Source organism: Erysipelothrix sp. HDW6A (assembly GCF_011400295.1).
Lineage (GTDB): Bacteria > Bacillota_I > Bacilli_A > Erysipelotrichales > Erysipelotrichaceae > Erysipelothrix.
In genome coordinates, this window is the sequence record NZ_CP049859.1 from 397,490 (window position 1) to 415,900 (window position 18,411).

The 18,411-nt window shown below is 36.1% G+C and carries 19 protein-coding genes and 1 pseudogene; 17 read left to right on the forward strand and 3 right to left on the reverse strand.

Annotated elements, in window-relative coordinates:
• Positions 1–56: 56 nt before the first annotated feature.
• Both G7059_RS02160 and G7059_RS02165 read left to right on the forward strand, forming a co-directional pair.
• On the forward strand, positions 57–1,013 hold the full coding sequence (locus G7059_RS02160) for a N(4)-(beta-N-acetylglucosaminyl)-L-asparaginase (RefSeq protein WP_166080457.1): 957 nt from the start codon (positions 57–59) through the stop codon (positions 1,011–1,013).
• The gene (locus G7059_RS02165) at positions 1,013–2,128 is read left to right on the forward strand and encodes a Sapep family Mn(2+)-dependent dipeptidase (protein ID WP_166080458.1); all 1,116 of its coding nucleotides are present in this window, start codon (positions 1,013–1,015) and stop codon (positions 2,126–2,128) included. The genes G7059_RS02160 and G7059_RS02165 overlap by 1 nt, the downstream gene beginning before the upstream one ends.
• Before the next feature lie 23 nt (positions 2,129–2,151).
• On the opposite strand, the gene G7059_RS02170 is transcribed toward G7059_RS02165, so the two are convergent.
• Positions 2,152–2,952, reverse strand: coding sequence for a MerR family transcriptional regulator (locus G7059_RS02170; RefSeq protein ID WP_166080459.1), 801 nt, complete (start codon positions 2,950–2,952; stop codon positions 2,152–2,154).
• Positions 2,953–3,024: 72 nt separating this feature from the next.
• Here G7059_RS02170 and G7059_RS02175 point away from each other — a divergent pair, with 72 nt between their 5' ends.
• The 13 genes from G7059_RS02175 (at position 3,025) to G7059_RS02235 (ending at position 15,832) form a co-directional block, all read left to right on the forward strand.
• The gene (locus G7059_RS02175; protein WP_240920523.1) at positions 3,025–3,705 is read left to right on the forward strand and encodes a YitT family protein; all 681 of its coding nucleotides are present in this window, start codon (positions 3,025–3,027) and stop codon (positions 3,703–3,705) included.
• Between the two features lie 62 nt (positions 3,706–3,767).
• Positions 3,768–3,986: a hypothetical protein gene (locus G7059_RS02180; protein ID WP_166080461.1), complete on the forward strand. Its 219-nt coding sequence runs from the start codon at positions 3,768–3,770 to the stop codon at positions 3,984–3,986.
• Entirely contained in the window at positions 3,938–4,207 is a 270-nt protein-coding gene (locus G7059_RS02185) for a hypothetical protein (RefSeq protein WP_166080463.1), read from the forward strand. Before G7059_RS02180 ends, G7059_RS02185 begins: the two co-directional genes overlap by 49 nt.
• 83 nt (positions 4,208–4,290) lie before the next feature.
• Positions 4,291–5,325: a tRNA preQ1(34) S-adenosylmethionine ribosyltransferase-isomerase QueA gene (gene queA / locus G7059_RS02190; protein ID WP_166080464.1), complete on the forward strand. Its 1,035-nt coding sequence runs from the start codon at positions 4,291–4,293 to the stop codon at positions 5,323–5,325.
• Entirely contained in the window at positions 5,322–5,825 is a 504-nt protein-coding gene (locus tag G7059_RS02195) for a hypothetical protein (protein WP_166080465.1), read from the forward strand. The genes queA and G7059_RS02195 overlap by 4 nt, the downstream gene beginning before the upstream one ends.
• Positions 5,822–6,160, forward strand: a complete 339-nt coding sequence (locus G7059_RS02200) for a hypothetical protein (protein ID WP_166080466.1) — start codon at positions 5,822–5,824, stop codon at positions 6,158–6,160. The genes G7059_RS02195 and G7059_RS02200 overlap by 4 nt, the downstream gene beginning before the upstream one ends.
• A gap of 56 nt (positions 6,161–6,216) precedes the next feature.
• Positions 6,217–6,819, forward strand: a complete 603-nt coding sequence (locus tag G7059_RS02205; RefSeq protein ID WP_166080467.1) for a hypothetical protein — start codon at positions 6,217–6,219, stop codon at positions 6,817–6,819.
• Positions 6,816–7,526 (forward strand): RNA methyltransferase, encoded by a 711-nt coding sequence (locus G7059_RS02210; RefSeq protein WP_166080468.1) that lies wholly within the window; start codon positions 6,816–6,818, stop codon positions 7,524–7,526. Before G7059_RS02205 ends, G7059_RS02210 begins: the two co-directional genes overlap by 4 nt.
• A gap of 1 nt (position 7,527) precedes the next feature.
• Complete coding sequence (gene nadE / locus G7059_RS02215) at positions 7,528–9,267, forward strand: NAD(+) synthase (protein WP_166080469.1); 1,740 nt, start codon at positions 7,528–7,530, stop codon at positions 9,265–9,267.
• Between the two features lie 165 nt (positions 9,268–9,432).
• Positions 9,433–11,592 carry an ABC transporter ATP-binding protein gene (locus G7059_RS02220; protein ID WP_166080470.1) on the forward strand — a complete coding sequence of 720 codons (2,160 nt, stop codon included), beginning with the start codon at positions 9,433–9,435 and terminating at the stop codon, positions 11,590–11,592.
• Positions 11,582–13,393: an ABC transporter ATP-binding protein gene (locus G7059_RS02225; RefSeq protein ID WP_166080471.1), complete on the forward strand. Its 1,812-nt coding sequence runs from the start codon at positions 11,582–11,584 to the stop codon at positions 13,391–13,393. The genes G7059_RS02220 and G7059_RS02225 overlap by 11 nt, the downstream gene beginning before the upstream one ends.
• 92 nt (positions 13,394–13,485) lie before the next feature.
• Entirely contained in the window at positions 13,486–14,172 is a 687-nt protein-coding gene (locus G7059_RS02230; protein ID WP_166080472.1) for a YjjG family noncanonical pyrimidine nucleotidase, read from the forward strand.
• A gap of 7 nt (positions 14,173–14,179) precedes the next feature.
• A complete protein-coding gene (locus G7059_RS02235) occupies positions 14,180–15,832 on the forward strand; it encodes a hypothetical protein (RefSeq protein ID WP_166080473.1) in 1,653 nt (550 codons plus the stop codon).
• Positions 15,833–15,866: 34 nt separating this feature from the next.
• Here the strand turns inward: G7059_RS02235 and G7059_RS02240 are convergent, their stop codons facing one another.
• Both G7059_RS02240 and G7059_RS02245 read right to left on the reverse strand, forming a co-directional pair.
• Entirely contained in the window at positions 15,867–16,106 is a 240-nt protein-coding gene (locus G7059_RS02240; protein WP_166080474.1) for a NifU family protein, read from the reverse strand.
• A 4-nt stretch (positions 16,107–16,110) separates the two neighbouring features.
• Complete coding sequence (locus tag G7059_RS02245) at positions 16,111–16,572, reverse strand: divergent PAP2 family protein (RefSeq protein ID WP_166080475.1); 462 nt, start codon at positions 16,570–16,572, stop codon at positions 16,111–16,113.
• Positions 16,573–16,642: 70 nt separating this feature from the next.
• On the opposite strand from G7059_RS02245, the pseudogene G7059_RS10455 reads away from it, so the two are divergent.
• Positions 16,643–16,861, forward strand: a pseudogene (locus tag G7059_RS10455) (S1 RNA-binding domain-containing protein); the annotation flags it as partial.
• 144 nt (positions 16,862–17,005) lie between these two features.
• Positions 17,006–18,277, forward strand: a complete 1,272-nt coding sequence (locus G7059_RS02250) for a glucose-6-phosphate isomerase (protein WP_240920552.1) — start codon at positions 17,006–17,008, stop codon at positions 18,275–18,277.
• The last annotated feature ends 134 nt before the right edge of the window (positions 18,278–18,411 follow it).

Genomic DNA, 18,411 nt, shown 5'->3' on the forward strand with positions numbered 1-18,411 from the left:
AAAAGTGAGAGATGATTTGATAAGATATAGGTATCATTAGAATAAGAGGTATGTATATGTGGGGTATAATTGCAACATGGCGTATGGCAAAAGAGGGAATCGATAAGTCGGTACCTATCTTAGAAAAAGGTGGAACGGCTGCCGATGCTGTAGAAGAAGCCATAAAGTATGTAGAAGACTTTCCGTTTTATAAGTCTGTTGGATATGGTGGACTGCCTAATGAAGAGATGGAAGTTGAACTTGATGCTGCTTTTATGGATGGCACATCATTAAATATTGGTGCTGTAGCGGCTATAAAAGACTTTGCGAATCCTATTTCCATTGCTCGTTCTCTATCAAAATATACGGTAAATAATATGCTAGTAGGATCAGGTGCAGAGAAATACGCTCACAAACAAGGCTTTGAACGAAAAAACATGTTAACAGACCGTGCGAAAATCCATTATCGAAACCGAGTTAAAGAAAGACAAGAAATGGATATATCACCATACTCGGGTCATGATACTGTAGGGATGGTCAGTGTTGATAGTTCTGGTCATCTTGTAGCTGGTACATCGACAAGTGGTTTGTTCATGAAAAAGTCAGGTCGAGTGGGAGATTCTCCTATAATTGGTTCAGGCTTATACGCAGACAGCTCAATTGGTGCTGCAAGTGCAACAGGACTTGGAGAAGATCTAATGAAAGGTGTTGTCTCCTACGAAGTTGTTCGTTTAATGGGAACTGGTATGAGCCCACAGGAAGCATGTGAGAAAGTTACATTTGACTTGGATAAAAAATTAATTGAGAGACGCGGTCAAGCTGGAGATATTTCAATCGTTGCTATCAATACAGATGGTGATTGGGGAGCGGCTGCAAATATTGATACTTTTTCTTTCTCAGTAGCAACAGCGACACAAAAGAATACAGTATACACTACGAAACGAGTAGGTAATAAAATGGTTCATGAAGAAGCGTCTCAAGAATGGCTTGAAGATTATCTCACTGAGAGAATGAAGCCATTGGAGGAGAAATAATGATATCGCAAATTCATGAGAAAGTTGAAGTGTTGATGCCCGAGCTTCTTAAGTCTATTCAAGATTTAGTTTCAATTTACTCTGTTGAAGGTGAAGCGACAGATAATGCCCCTTATGGGGAAGGACCTATAGAGGCTTTAGACAAAGCTTTAGATATAGCGTCTAAGCTAGGCTTTAAAACTGTAAACATTGATAATAAAATTGGCTATGCTCAATATGGTGAGGGAAACGAAGACTATTTAGGTATTTTTGGTCATGTTGATGTAGTGCCTCTTGGTGAAGGTTGGACTTATGATCCACTTGGTGGAGAGATTGCCAATAATAGAATATATGGTCGTGGTGTTTTAGACAATAAAGGACCGATTCTTGCGAATCTCTATGCATTGTATGCTTTAAAAGAACTAGGGATAAGATTCCCTATGCCCATTCGAATAGTATTCGGTACCAATGAAGAAACAGGGTTTAAGTGTGTCCAACACTATTTGACACAAGAAAAACCACCTGTGTTTGGATGGACTCCAGACTGTAAGTGGCCTGTTGTTTATGGAGAACGTGGTCGTGGTCTGATAAGGATTGTGAACCACACAAATAAAGAAGTATTCTATAATTTTATTAATGATTACATTCTATCGAGTCCAAGTAACGGAGTTAAGCTAGGTATCAATGTCCGTGATGAAGACTTTGGTGAAATGATTATGCGTGGATACAAACTTGGTGTAGATGAAGATGGCCGTGATTATTTTCAAATGTCATTAAGCTATCCTGGAGCTAAGACCATTAAAGAACTTGGAGATATAATAGAATGTCACTTGCCAAGTGGTCTAGAGTACAAGCTAGTGCATAACTGGAATCCAGTAATAAACAATAAGGATTCGAAGTATATCGAACCCTTAACACAAAGTTATGAAGAAATAATGGGATCACGTTTAGAACCAGTCACGACTACTGGAGGAACCTATGCAAAAATAATTCCTAATATTATTGCATATGGACCCAGTTTCCCTGGGCAAAATGGAATTGCGCATTTGCCAGATGAATGGTTAGATCTTGATGATCTCCTAAACAGTACTAAAATCTATGCAACAGCACTCTATCATTTGCGTGATATTCTCTAAAAAACAAAAGAGCGAAAGCTCTTTTATTTTATGACATGAAGTTGTACTTCCGTAATATACTCATCTTCCACATCGGTGTATCGATTATCAATGTGGTAGAGTTCAAAAGGAGGATTTGAGAAAGTGTAGTTATTGGCTAGGGCGTAATCCCTAATAAACGTGAAATAGGACTTAGATTGGGAGTAAGAACCTCTGTAAAATATAGAGAGGTAATCACCTTCTTCCAGTATAAAGTCATACTTGTCATCAGAATTATCGATTAAAAACACCGATTGAAATGCATTGGCTACAACTTTGTGGTGCTCAAGAACAGGGATTGCGCCTGTATCAAGATCACCGATTGATACGACATTTTTAATGTTGTCGCGATGAAGTAGTTTAACAACCAAATCAGTTTCTGCATCATTATTGATTCGTGTTTCTATCTCTTTACACTGTCTTCGAGGCATTTGAATGTGTTTAATCGTGTCAGTTTCCACGTTGCGATACGTGTTGATATGTTTAATACGGTTTACTAGTGATACTTTTTTGTTCTTTAGATTAAGAAGTTCCTTCTCAATATGACTTATTTCATGGTCCATTATTTCGATGGTATGATCAAGACGAAAATCACTGAGGTAGTCCTTAATTTGGTCGGTACTAAAAGAAAGACTTAAAAGATCTCGTATTATATTTAATCTCGATATGTCGTCTAAAGAATAATATCGGTATCCGTTCTCACCACGTTCAGGGGAAATAAGTCCCTTTTTTTCGTAATAGCGAATGGAATCAATCCCAATATTATATAAATTAGCAATCTCTTGGATAGTAAATGTCTTTTTCATAGAAATACTCCTTGACTCTAGTATTATACCATAGTTTAAAGTAAGACATGTTCGAAGAAATGGGGGATGAACATGAAACTAGAATTAAATAAAAATCAACTAATTCAAATGATTCTAGGTGCAATGATTCTTTCTTTTGGACTTTATAACATACACCAACCATTTAGTATCACTGAAGGAGGAGTACTTGGTGGTATTCTTCTTATAAACTTTTGGTCGGGTATTAATGCGTCTTATTTAGCAATAGCTCTAGATGTAATGTGTTATGTATTTGCTTTTAAATACTTGGGAATAAAGTTCATTAAGAAATCATTAATATCAACGGTACTTGTTGCATCGTTTTTGAGACTACAAGAGATGTTTCCACCATTAATTAGCGATCTTGTACCTAATACTATGGTTGCAGCAATTCTTGGTGGACTTTGTGTGGGTGTTGGAGTAGGACTCGTTGTGCGTGCTGGCGGATCATCCGGTGGTGATGATGCCTTAGCGCTGATTATATCTAAGAAGACAGGATGGAAGCTCTCTAAGTCATACCTAATTACAGATTTAAGTGTTCTAATACTATCACTATCCTACATACCCGTAGTAAATATCGCATATTCACTTATTACCGTCACAATCTCGTCAATATTGATTGATATAGTTACCTCAGTTGAGACACTACACCCTATGACTTTATTTGAAAAAATGGTAAAATCAAACGAAGTGTCGCAACAAACATTAACTCACAGTAGACAAAAAAATGTGTAAAAGAGTGTGATTTCTTGAAATCATCACGTTAATCATGCACAATGTGAGTGTGGAGGTTTTCCATGAATACAAGTAAATCATTAATCAAACAATTTAATTATGATACCTTGGTATCGAAAGCACATCTTATTATTATGAATCATGACGGTGAAGTTTTGCTTGTGAAGAATGAAGAAGGGCATATTGCTTACCTTCTACAGAACTTCTACCTAAAACAACACTTGAGAATTCGTTGCGTAAAACAATGGAAGATAAGTGGAACATTGATATTGGAACCTTAACGCTTCTTGGCGCAGATTCAGGGTATACAAATAATCATTTTGAGTTAAATACAATCTACTATACTGAAGATTACTTCACTCAAAAGACATTTGATATGTTTGATGCAGAATCACTTCCAATCGCAACAACCCAACAAACAAAAGACATCGTTGCTGCTTATGTTGATGGTGTTAAAGTCCAATTTATGAATTATTTAGCATTACATGGTGATATCTATTAACTCGGTATAGACCGAGTTTTTTTCATATCATAGAAAAAAGACGGTACTTGTGATAAAATAATGTAGCATTTAGAGGTAATCGTATGAAAGTAAATGATTTTGATTTTGACTTGCCAGAGTCATTAATTGCGCAAACACCTGTAGATAACCGCAGTGAATCGCGTCTTCTGGTAGTTGACGGTATGGAATGTACTGACCGTCATTTTTATGATATTGTTGAGTATCTTCATGAAGGAGATGTCCTTGTAGTTAATGATACACGTGTTATTTCAGCTCGTCTTTTTGGAGTGAAACCTGAAACAGGGGCACATGTGGAACTTCTTGTACTTAAGTTCCAAGACAAGCATGCAGAATGTCTTGTAGGGAATGCTCGTGTAGTTAAACTAGGAACAGAACTTATTTTTGGTGATGGACAATTAAAAGCTGTTTGTACTGAGATTGGTGAAGAAGGAATTCGCTTCTTTGACTTATTCTACGATGGAATTTTCTTAGAGGTTCTTGATGAGTTAGGACAAATGCCACTTCCACCATATATTCACGAACGTCTCGAAGATAAGGAACGCTATCAAACAGTGTACTCAAAAATATCAGGAAGTGCAGCAGCTCCAACAGCTGGCTTACATTTCACACAAGAAATACTAGAGACACTACGTAATAAAGGTGTTACAATAGTTCCTGTAACACTACATGTAGGATTAGGAACATTTAGACCTGTAAAAGTCGATGATATTAATGATCATATTATGCATTCTGAACACTATATGATGAGTGAGAAAACCGCAACTATTTTAAATCAAGCAAAAGCAGAAGGTAGAAGAATCATAGCTGTAGGAACAACGTCTGTTCGAACGCTCGAAACAATTATGCAAGAACATGGTAGTTTTTGTGAAACAGAAAGTGACAGTAAAATCTTTATTTACCCAGGTTATAAATTCTTGGCAGTTGATGCAATCATAACCAACTTCCATCTTCCTAAATCGACTCTTGTCATGTTAGTTAGTGCTTTTGCAGGTTCTGAGGAAATCATGCACGCGTACCAACACGCAATTCAGAATAAATACCGTTTCTTCTCATTTGGAGACAGTATGTTTTTGAAATCAAAAAAGGAGATCTTATGACAAAAGAAAAGAATCCACAACAACTACAAATCACGCTAGTCGTTCTTGGTGTTCACGTCATTATTAGTTTTATTATGCTATTAATTTATGGTAGTGGAATTCCAATGTTCGGTTTTATTATAAGCTTGCCTTTAGCACTTCAAGTTTTGCTTACAAGCATCATCGTTCTGATTGTTTATAGCCTTGCTGGATACTTGTTAGGTGTCTCAACTCCTAATAAAGAATCTTTAGTAGCAAGCATTGATAAAGCAGTGCTTCTGTTAATGCTTATTCTATTAAGTGCGTTTATCATCATTTACGCAGTAACTTACTTTACAAATAATTCTTCTCTATGGATTTTTTATAATGTCTTAAACCCAATATTCGGAAACGTAATGTTGGACGGACTAACACGTAGTTGGTGGTCATTAATGTGGGTTGTCTCAGCGTTTATTCCTGGAATAGGAATAGTGTTTGGATTATCCTTAAGAATGCGTCAGGAAGGGATAGATTTTAAATGAAACGATACTGGACAGCACTCCTTGCAATATTAGTGAGTGCAATTCTCTTTAAATTAACTCGACAGTTTGTACCAGGTAACTTAGGCTGGTTAGTAACCTTTATTCGCTTAAGTCTCATGCTTGGTATTGGATACTTCCTATCGCCATCCAGTAAGAAAAACAACCGTTGGTTGGGGAAAGTTATTTTATCAATTATTATTGTATTAATTTTCGGTATTCAATTAGAGGTTTTGGCAGCTAATGAATTCCGTGAAGTACTGTATCTTGTAGGTTTAAATGGAGTTTTCTTAGATATTCTCCTAATCTATTGTGGATGGGCGTTTTTTCAAGTATAAAGAGTCAAAAGACTCTTTTTTTAATGTATAATATAGAATAGAGATGAGGTGTTGGTATGGCTTTTAAAAAGGAACTGAAAATTCTATTTATCGGTGATGATATTGTCTTAGAAGGTATGAAGTCAGACGGTTTTATCGATCGTTTAAAAAAACAGATGCCACACTATAATTATATTATTAAGGCAGTGCCTGGTGCTTCCATGGAAACATTAAACCAACATTTTGATTTAAAAATATTTAAAGAAAATTTTGACTGTGTTTTTGTGATGTTTAGTAGTCTGGATTTAATTAAGACACGACATCATACTTTATCAACTACTGATAAAATGATACGTTATCATACCAATTATCAAGAATTAGTTCTAAGTATCTTTGATTCATTTACTCGCTATATTACTTTAGTGGAACCGTTTTATACTGTAAATCGAAGTGTTCATGATGTTGTGAGATTTGCTCATCAAGACCGTGTTTATCTAACACGAAGCTTAGCACAAGAATATAGAATATCAATGATTGCTTTGGATGGCATTATGAACGAAGCACAGTTAAATCATTATCGTAGATTTGTAAAGAACAATGGTGTCTTGCCTACAAAACGTGGACATAAACTAATCTACGAAACAATAAAGAGTCATTTGGAAAGATGGGGAATCTCATGATAGTATCAGGAAAAATTAGTGTAAAAGCAATCTTACAAAATAAAAAGAGAGAAATAAAGGCAATATATTTATTAGATCGTCGTCGCGATAAAGATGGACAGTACATTGAACGAATTGCAGGTAATGTCCCAGTGAAGAAATTGACTCGTGAGGAACTTGATGAACTTGCGGGGAATACAAGTCATGGTGGATATCTTGTCGAGTGTGGAGAGCGATTAAGTGATAAATTTGAATCATTACCAAGTGGTAAACGATTATCATTTATGTGTTTAGAGGGAGTGAGTGATCCTTTTAATCTAGGTGAAATTGCTCGCACTGTAAAATCACTTGGATTTGATGGGCTTATCACTCCAAGTTATCGTTTCTACGATAATGAATCGAAGTTAATTCGCGCAAGTGCTGGTGCCAGCGAATCGTTATGGTGGCATCAAAGTGACAATCTGGATGAAGCTTTACAAACACTAAAAAATAGTGGAGTTCGTATTGTTGCGGCATACCGTGGAGATGAAAGTACATCACTTCAAGAGTATTCAATGCCAGAAAAAGTATGTATCTGTCTTGGAGGCGCAATGCGAGGCTTATCAGCATCTGTTCTTGAACAAAGTGATGACCATGTTCGTATTGATTACGATGCTCGTGTATCACTAAGCACAGTAGGTGCAGCAAGTGTCTTTGCATACGAACGATTTAGAGGTGGAGGGAATTAGTATGAAAGTAGCAATAGTTCAACAACGAATATATTCCGGAAACATAAAGAAGAATTTTGAGAATATCAAACAAACAATTGAAACGTGGAAAGATAAAGCAGATCTTATCGTATTTCCTGAAATGGCTGTATCGGGTTACTTCATTGGTGATCGCTACACCAACAAAGACCTTGAAAAAGAGTTGCTAGAGCTTAACGAAGCTATCCGTGAACTCAGTCAAGGAACTGCAGTTATTTGGGGAAGTATTCATAAAAATGAATCAAAGCTTTATAACGCTGCTTATTTCGCGATTGATGGTGCATGGGCAAAGCGTGAATCAGGAAAAGATGATGGGCTTTATACGAAACACTTATTACCTACCTATAGTGTCTTTGATGATGCTCGATACTTTGAAGTAGGAAATGGAAATTTTGAGCCGTTCATCTTCAATAATAAGAAGATTAGTATTCAAGTGTGTGAAGATTTGTGGGATGAAGGCTACGATGTATCACCTACAAAAGAGATGCTTAAGTATCAACCAGATGTGATGATTAATATATCTACATCACCATGGACAAAGACGAAAGACAATGCACGCCTTGAAGCTATCAAGCGTCATGAATTCGATATACCTTTTGTATATGTTAACGCAACAGGTATGCAAAACAATGGTAAGAATGTCATGGTCTTTGATGGTGGATCGCTTGTAGTAAAAGAAGATACAATCTATAAGTTACCAAACAACTTCGAAAGCACTGTTGAACTTGTAGATTTGGATTCATTCCAAAACCACGATTCAAAAGTAGAAAACAAATTGTACCAGGCAATATTAAAAGGTATCGAATACTTTGATGAAGAGTCTCTTCCTTATAAACCAAAATGGATTGTAGGGGTATCCGGTGGGTTAGATAGTAGTGTTACAGTCGCACTCCTAACCAAAGCTCTAGGAAAAGAACGTGTTCTAGGTGTTACTATGCCAAGCCGTTTCACCCGCGATATCACGAAGACCAATGCCTATCATCTTAAAGAAAAACTAGGTATCGACTTTAAAGAAATTCCTATTGGAGATATGGTTGATGCAAGTGTTGCTGGCCTTCCTTATGACAAGGTTGAAGGATTAAGCTATGAAAATATTCAAGCCCGTTTAAGGGGTCATACCTTAATGAGTGTGGCATCTTTAGAAAATGGGGTTGTCTCGAACAACGGAAATAAAATTGAAGTAGCCTTTGGTTATGCAACGTTATACGGTGATGCGATAGGAGCACTTGGTATTCTTGGGGATCTTTCTAAAATGGAAGTCGGAATGATCGCAGAGTGTCTAAACAAAGATGATGAGATTGTACCAAGCAATCTAATTCCAAAGGTTCTAGATCATGAAGTAGCATGGGGCTTTGCACCAAGTGCCGAACTTGCACAAGATCAGTTTGACCCAATGAAGTGGGGTTACCATGATACTCTAGTAGACTATCTCAACCACAATCCATTATCAGAACTATTGGAAATGTATCGAAGTGGAGACATCTACAATCATGAACTAGGTTCTATGTTGAAGACATACGGTCTTGATAAGGGTGAGGCTTTTATCAAAGATTTACGATGGGTTCTCCGTACCATCAATACTGCAACGTATAAAAGAATCCAAATGCCACCAATTCTGACAGTATCTGAAGATGCATACGGAACAGGGCTACGTGAAAGCCAATTGCCTTCTTACATTAATGAAGAAAATGAGAATCTAATGGCAGACATTGAAAACAACTAAGCTCCAAACCGACTGAATCTACAGTCGGTTTTTAAACTATTTGTGAAAGTGTTGCGAAATGTTTGTCAATTAAAATAATATAGACTATAATAAACAATGAACATTGTTCAGTATCGTTTGTTTTTTAGGATATTGAGCAAAGTATTTAGGAAGTTGAGGGAATAAATGAAACGTATATTAAAAAACATTAAGCCGTTTGCATTTCTTGTAGCGGGTGCGATTTTGATGCTGTTTGTACAAGCGTGGGCAGACTTACGATTACCAAATTATATGTCTGACATTGTTAACGTTGGTATTCAGCAATCAGGTATCGAACATGCGAGTCCTACAGAAATGACAGTTGACGGATATAACCTCATTAAAGCAATATTGCCTGAAAATGAAGCTCAAGAAATTAATGATGCTTATACAATTGATGGTGATCGCGTCATTATTAAGAGTGATGTCAATCGTGAAGATTTAGATATTCTTATTGGTAAAACAGTGTGGACTTTAATGAGCTTTGAAATGCCAGGAGGGGGCCAAGGGGCATCTATTGATAATATCGGAGCTGACTTTGATATTAAAGAAATGTATAAGGCAATTCCTATGCTGCAAATGTTGGATAACACCAGCAAGCAAAAAGCATTCGAGACTGCATCATCTATGGAGCCATCCTTAATATCACAAACAGGAGTCGTATTTGCGAAACTCTTGTATGCTGATGCTGGTATAGATGTAGCAACACTTCAACGTGACTATATCTTTATGATTGGTCTACAGATGATGGGTGTAACCCTTCTTGCAGTAGGCGCAGCGATTCTTGTAAACTTGATGGCGACACGTACAGGTTCAGGAATCTCACGAAACTTGCGTAAAGAAGTTTTCGATAAGATTGAAAGTTTCTCAAGCGAACAGTTCCAAAAATTCTCACAATCATCGCTTGTTGTACGTACAGTTAATGACGTTGCACAAGTTCAAATGATGATTATGATGTCGATTCGGATCTTCTTCTATGCACCAATTATGGCTGTTGGTGGAATGATTATGATTCAAAATAAAGCAACCTCATTATCTTGGATTATTGCTGTTGCATGTGCGGCACTTCTTGTCGTACTTGTATTTGTATCACTCATTGCAATGCCTAAGTTTAAGATTCGTCAAAAACTTGTTGACCGTCTAAACTTAGTATTTAAAGAAAATTTAAGTGGTGTTATGGTAATCCGTGCTTTCGGAAATAAAGAGTTTGAAAAAGATCGCTTTAAGAAAGCAAACAGTGATGTTGCAAACCTTACATTATTTGTAAACCGTGTAATGTCTCTCATGATGCCAATAATGATGTTAATTATGAACCTTACAGTAATAATGGTTCTTTGGTTTGGTGCTAATAAAGTTTCTGAAGGTTTAATCCAAATCGGTGACCTCATGGCATTCATCCAATACGCAATGCAAATCATTATGTCATTCTTAATGATAGCTATGATGTTTATTTTTATTCCACGTGCACTTGTATCTCTATATCGTATTAACGAAGTCTTAGATACTGAAAATACAATCGTGGATAAAGAAGTTACTCAAGACTTTATCGAAGATAAACGTGGTTGGGTTGAATTCAACAACGTTGGCTTTAAATATGGTGATGCCGATGAGTACGTCTTAAAGGATATTAACTTTACAGCAAAACCAGGTCAAACAACAGCATTCATTGGATCGACGGGTTCTGGTAAGTCTACTTTGATTAACCTTGTACCACGATTCTATGATGCTACTGAGGGAAGTGTCATGGTCAACGGAGTTGATGTCAAAGATGCTAATCAACACGACTTACGTGAAGATATCGGATATGTTCCTCAAAAAGGCGTTCTTTTATCAGGAACAGTTGATGAGAACTTGAAATACGGCCGTCCAGAAGCTAGCGACGAAGAAGTTCTTCACGCTCTTGATGTTGCTCAAGGTAACTTTATTCTTGAGAAAGACAAAGGACTTGATTATGCTATCGCTCAAGGTGGTACTAACGTATCAGGTGGTCAACGTCAACGATTAAGTATTGCACGTGCTCTTGTAAAGAATGCATCAATCTTAATTTTCGACGACAGTTTCTCAGCACTTGACTATAAAACAGATCAACTATTAAGAAAATCATTGAAAGAAAACTACGCAGACACAACGCTTCTCATTGTTGCGCAACGTGTCAATACAATATTAGAAGCTGACCAAATTGTGGTTCTAGATCAAGGGAAAATGGTAGGAATTGGTACTCACAATGAGCTACTCAAATCATGTCCTACATATTATGAGATAGCAGCATCACAATTGTCAGAGGAGGAATTAGCATATGGGGCCTAGAGGCAGAGGTGGAAACGTCACTCAAAAAGCTAACAATCCAAAGCAAGCTTTAGTTAAACTTGGTAAATTATTGAAGCCTTATATGGCTAGAATTATTTTTGTAATTGTTATGGCATTAGCTTCAACCGTATTATCCATTATTGGACCAAAGATTATGGGGGAAGCAACAACTGTTCTATTTGAAGGACTACTTGCTCGTGTACAAGGTACGGGAACAGTAGACTTTAGTGAAATATCGCGTATTCTAACAATTCTTACAGGAATCTATGTAGCAAGCTTTGGCTTTAACGCTATCCAAAGTTTTGTAATGGCTCGTGTATCACGAAACGTAACCTATCAATTACGTTCGGATGTTCAAGCTAAGGTAGATACTCTACCACTAAGTTACTTTGATACACACACTGTTGGTGATGTGCTCTCAATCGTAACCAATGATATTGACGTTATCGATATCAACTTAACAAGTAGTATTACACAATTACTAACTTCAATCACAACAATATTTGGTGTTCTCTATATGATGATTACCATAAATTGGCAAATGACTTTAGCAGCAATGGTAATTCTACCTGTATCAATTGGGATTATGATGTTTATCTTCTCCCGTTCACAAAAGTTCTTTACAGCGCAACAAAACACTTTAGGTGAGATTAACAGTCACATCGAAGAAATGTATTCTGCACACGTTGTAATTAAAGCCTATAACGGGGAAGAACAATCGAAAGAGAAGTTTGGTGAAATTAACGACCGACTTTACCAATCAGCATGGAAGAGTAATTTCTTCTCAGGGATTGCTAACCCAATGATGAACTTTATCGGGAACTCAGGTTATGTTCTGATTAGTATTATGGGTGGATGGTATGCAAGCCAAGGACTTATTAGTGTAGGGGATATCCAATCCTTTATTCAATATTTACGTAACTTCTTAAATCCAATCGCTCAATTAGGTCAAATATCATCACAGTTCCAACAACTCACAGCTGCAGCTGAAAGAGTCTTCGATTACTTAGAAGAAAAAGAAGAAGTAAAAGATTCGCCAGTAGAATATGATGTTGATGCGATTGAAGGATCTGTTGCATTTGAGAACGTTAACTTTGGTTACGTTGAAGATAAGACCATCATTAACAACTTTAGTATCTATGTAAAACCAGGACAAAAGGTTGCGATTGTAGGACCTACAGGTGCTGGTAAGACAACCATTGTAAAACTCTTAATGAGATTCTATGATGTAACTTCAGGTGCTATTATGGTTGATGGTATCGATATTCGTCATCTCAAACGTAGCGACTTAAGAAACTTAATTGGAATGGTACTACAGGACACATGGCTCTACAGTGATACTATTATGGAAAATATCCGTTATGGTAACCTTGAAGCTAGCGATGATCAAGTTATTGAAGCAGCTACGGAAGCTCAAGTAGATCACTTCGTAAGAACATTAAGTCATGGATATCAAACAGTCTTGGATGAAGATTCATCAAATGTATCTCAAGGACAAAAGCAACTTCTCACAATAGCTCGCGCTATTCTTGCTGATCCTAAGATTCTAATTCTTGATGAAGCTACAAGTTCTGTTGATACACGTACAGAAATCTTGATTCAACAAGCTCTCGATACCTTGATGAAAGGACGTACAAGCTTTATTATTGCTCACCGTCTTTCAACAATCCGTAATGCTGATATTATCATTGTTATGGATAAGGGAGATATCGTTGAAGTCGGAAGTCATGAAGAACTTCTAGCTCAAGATGGATTCTATGCAGTGCTTTACAATAGTCAATTCTCGGAAGAGGAAGAATAATCAATCAAACCTTGTACAAATTCGTACAGGGTTTTCTTTAAGAATAGTTTCATTTGGGTTATAATATGAACATTATAGTTAAAGGAGTTCTTATGACCTACGAAACATTATTAATCGATATTGATAATACGATATTAAATTTTAAAGCAGCAGAAGAAATAGCATTCAGAGAGTTACTTCATGAATTAAAGATTCCATATTCTGAGGAGCTTAAGAAACATTACCATAAGATCAATAAGAAATTATGGATCGATTACGAGAATGGTGTCATAGAGAGTAATGTGATTAGTGAACAACGATTTGCGCGTTCATTAGAGGAATATAAACTCCCTTATACCGGTATAGAGCTTGATCAAATGTACCGTCATCATATTGAAGAAAATAATGTCCTCATGCCAAATGCATTAGAGATGCTTGAAGAAGTATCAAAAAATGGTTACAAACTAGGAATTGTTACAAACGGTGTAGCTTCATCTCAATACAAACGACTTGAATATGCAGGAATTAAAGATATGTTTGAAGTAATTGCTGTAAGTTCAGAAGTGGGTGTCGCTAAACCACACTTGCCATTTTTTGAGGCAGTATTTAAAGGTTTTGATTCAATTGATATTTCTAAGACTATTATCCTTGGAGACTCCTTATATGCAGATATCCAAGGTGGACTAAACGCTAACATCGCAACATGCTGGTATAATCCGTATCGTGTAGAAAATGATACAGACTTCAAACCCACTTATGAAATTCATGACTTATTAGAATTTCTAGAAATTGTAAGATAATATGGATATGATACTTATTGTACTCATAGTATTAGGAATTCCAATTGGAGTTATGATCTATGTTTATCTACAAAATCAAGATGCATTAAATGCAATAAAGAATAATTTTGGTATGAAACCTGAGTTTGATGAACGTCGTCAAATGAAATCAGTTGAAGAGTACCACCGTGTGTTTCCTAGTGAATCAATCATTGATGATACAACTTGGAATGATTTAGATATGGATGCTATATACTTATCCATTAATAATACGCAATCAACAATGGGAGAGACCGTCTTGTACTCACACCTTAGAAATCAAGGCGAGTTTAATCGTGACAAACTAGAAAGTGCTGTTAAGTACTTTACTGAAAATCCCGAAAAACGTTATGATATTCAAAAGAATTTGAATATAGTTGATAAGAATGATAATGCTGAAGTTCTTACATCCTTAACAATCAATCATAAAGCATTTAACGTTCCCTATGGTTCTTATTCTATTATGAGAATAGCAATGATATTGGGAATTGTACTGTTGTTTGTACGAGTTGAGATTGGTCTTCCGCTAATAGTATTAACGTATATTAGTAATTACTTACTCAATGAGAAGTTCACCAAACTTGTATCGTATCGTATTGAATCTTTATCTCATATTATGTCAATGATTCGTGCAGCTAAGAAATTCAACAATACAGACGAGCTCGTATCGTTTGTAGATAGCGATGCTTTCAAGAAGTCACTTAAAAAGTTCGGACATCTTAATGCTATATATTCTTTTGCGCTTCCAAAATCGTCCATTGGTGGGACAATGGAAGGATTGTTTAATGATCTCGTCAATGTATTTTTCTTAATTACACCATTAGCTTTCCGTAAGGTAAGTAGCTTAATTGATGAAAATGTTGATGATCTATTAGTGATTTACGACTTCATCGGTTATCTCGACATGAGTATCGCGATTGCTTCCTATCGTAAGAGTTTAACTCATTATTGTCATATAGAATTTGATGAATCATTAAAAGCACCAGATGTTGTGAATGTGAAGCATCCACTGATTGAAGATGTTGCTGTAGGAAACACAATAAGGTTACCACAGTACAATATCATTACTGGGTCTAACGCTTCAGGTAAGTCTACATTTGTTAGAGCAGTCACCATTAATGCCTTACTAGGCCAAAGAATTAACACCTGTACTGCTGAGTCCTTTGCTATGCGACCAAGCTTCATTATTACCTCAATGGCAATACGTGACGATGTAGAGTCTGGGGATAGTTACTTTGTAAGTGAGACTAAATCAATTAAGAGAATTTTAGAAAATGTAAGTATTCAAGATTATTCTTTGGTTGTTATTGATGAAATCCTAAAGGGTACGAATACAATTGAGAGAATATCTGCTTCTGCATCGGTATTGAATGCATTATCAAAAGAAGCGTGTTGTGTCCTTGCTGCTACACACGATATTGAACTTACTGAGATGCTTTCTGATTACTACACAAACTCTCATTTCCGAGAAACAATTACGGATCATGAAATATCCTTTGATTACATCATCAAAGAAGGTCCATCAAATACTCGTAATGCTATTAAGTTATTAGAAATCATTGGTTATGATAAAGAACTGATTGATCTTGCTAATGAGTTGGCACAAGAATTTAAAGAAAATAGAAAATGGAAAAAACTGTAAAAGAAAACACAAGCTCAGCTTGTGTTTTTCAATGCTATAAATCGTAATCTTCGGCGATAACACCTGTTACTTCAGGAATTTCGTCCATTAGTAGTGCTTCAACACCACCACGTAGAGTATAGTCGATAAGCCCACAACCAATACATGCTCCAAGAAGTCTTACAGTAACGATTCCGTTTTCATCGACACTTACAAACTCCATATCTCCACCATCACGTTGGATATAGGGTCTAATTTTATCTAATGATTTTATAATACGTTCTTCAAGTGTCATCGAATCACCCCTTAACAAAGAAGAATAGAACTGATGAAGTAATAAAGCCTAATAATAGACCACCAAATACTTCAACCCATTTATGACCAAGTACTTCTTTTACTTTCTCGCGGTACACAGGATTATCAAGTGTAGTTGATGTTAATATTTCTATATCTTGAATCAATTGCTTTGTCATTTTAATGTTTTGTCCAGCATAGTATCGTACGTTTGCTGCATCATAGATTACAGTTAGTGAGAATACTAATGAAATAAAGAAAAACTCTGACTTAAAGTTTGATAAATATCCGTAGGACATACACAAGCCAATAACAAGCGCAGTATGAGAACTAGGGAATCCACCGCTATCAAATACCAATCCAAGATTACGTTCTTCTGTTCTTAGATAGTAGAATAGTGGTTTTAATACTTGTGCTAATAAATTTGCTGTAATTGCAGCAATAATTGGATAATACGTTGCGCTCATAATTCACCTCGAAATCATTATACCATACATTAACAATATGATATAATGAGAATGTTGTTGAGGTAAAAAAATGAAACGTAAGTATCGAAATGGTCAAATAGTAGAAGGTGTAATTACTGGTATTCAGCCGTATGGTGCATTTGTTTCTATAGATGAGAATACGACAGGTCTGATTCATATCTCTGAAATATCCGATGAGTTTGTACGTGATATTAATTACTTCGTAACCCAGGGGGAACGCGTAATAGCGAAGGTTATTGATTCAAGTGATGGTTCACAGCAGCTTAGATTATCACTCAAAGCTTTGAATTACTCGTCACGTCGTAATCGTGAAGATAAGGGCTATCGTCGAGCGAATTTACCAAGTTCTGATCTTGGATTCACTACACTTGCAGAAATTATGCCTCAATGGTTGAAAGAGGAGGAAAAGGAAATGGTTAAAGTAGACTTAAGTCATGCATTATTAGAAGGTAATGTTCTTGATTATCAAGAAGAAGTTAATCGTATTCATGAAATGATCCATCAAAAATCAGGTAAAGGTAATGATTATCTTGGTTGGTTAGACTGGACAGAAAACTATGATAAAGATGAATTTGAACGTGTAAAACAAGCAGCTAAACGTATTCAAAAACAAGCAGATGTTTTATTAGTATGTGGTATTGGTGGTTCATATCTAGGAGCACGTGCTGCTATCGAGATGATTCAAGGTCCTTTTGCGAAAAACAATCTTGAAGTAATCTATGTTGGGAATACATTCTCATCAACAGCAATTACTCGTGTATTAGAATACATCAAAGATAAAGAAGTAGCAGTAAACGTTATTTCAAAATCAGGTACTACAACAGAAACAGCATTAGCATTCCGCTTAATTCGTCACTTCATGGAAGAAAAATATGGCGAACAAGCATCAGAAAGAATCTATGCTACAACTGATAAAGAACGTGGATTATTAAAACCACTAGCAGATCAAAAAGGTTATGAAACATTTGTAATTCCTGATGATATCGGAGGACGATTCTCAGTTATTACTCCTGTAGGATTATTACCAATTGCTGCAGCAGGTATCGACATTGACGCATTAATGCAAGGTGTTAAAGATGCTACATTCGAATTAAACAATCCAAACTTAGAAGAAAACTCAGCATATGTTTATGCAGTAGTTCGTCGTATGTTAGAAAAACAGGGTAAATCAGTAGAGATGTTTGTAAGCTACGAATCGCACCTTGTATTCTTAGCAGAGTGGTGGAAACAATTATTCGGTGAGTCAGAAGGTAAAGAAGGCAAAGGTTTATTACCAGCAAGCGTAAACTTCTCAACAGACTTACACTCAATGGGGCAATTTGTTCAAGATGGAACTAAAGTTCTATTTGAAACAGTTATCCGTGTAGACGAACCAATTGAAGATGGTATCGTTCCTTCAGAAGAAGGGGATATTGATCAATTAAACTACTTAGCAGGTAAGAGCTTAAATTGGATTAATGAAAAAGCATTCGAAGGAACACTTGAAGCTCACGAAGTTACAGGTAATGTTCCAAACGTGCTTATTACAATTGAGAAAACAGATGCATATAACTTCGGTTATCTTGTATACTTCTTCTTTAAAGCATTAGCAATGTCTGTGTATATGTTAGATGTTAACCCATTTGACCAACCAGGTGTTGAAGTTTACAAGAAGAACATGTTTAGACTTTTAGGTAAAAAATAAAAATAAGACTCTAGAAAACTAAATCTAGAGTCTTTTTTTGCAAAAAAATAAAAGAGCCTAAGCTCTTTTGATTTTATTATTAACCTACCCAAACTATCTCGTACATAGAAGATAGGTTAGAGCGCCGGAAGTAT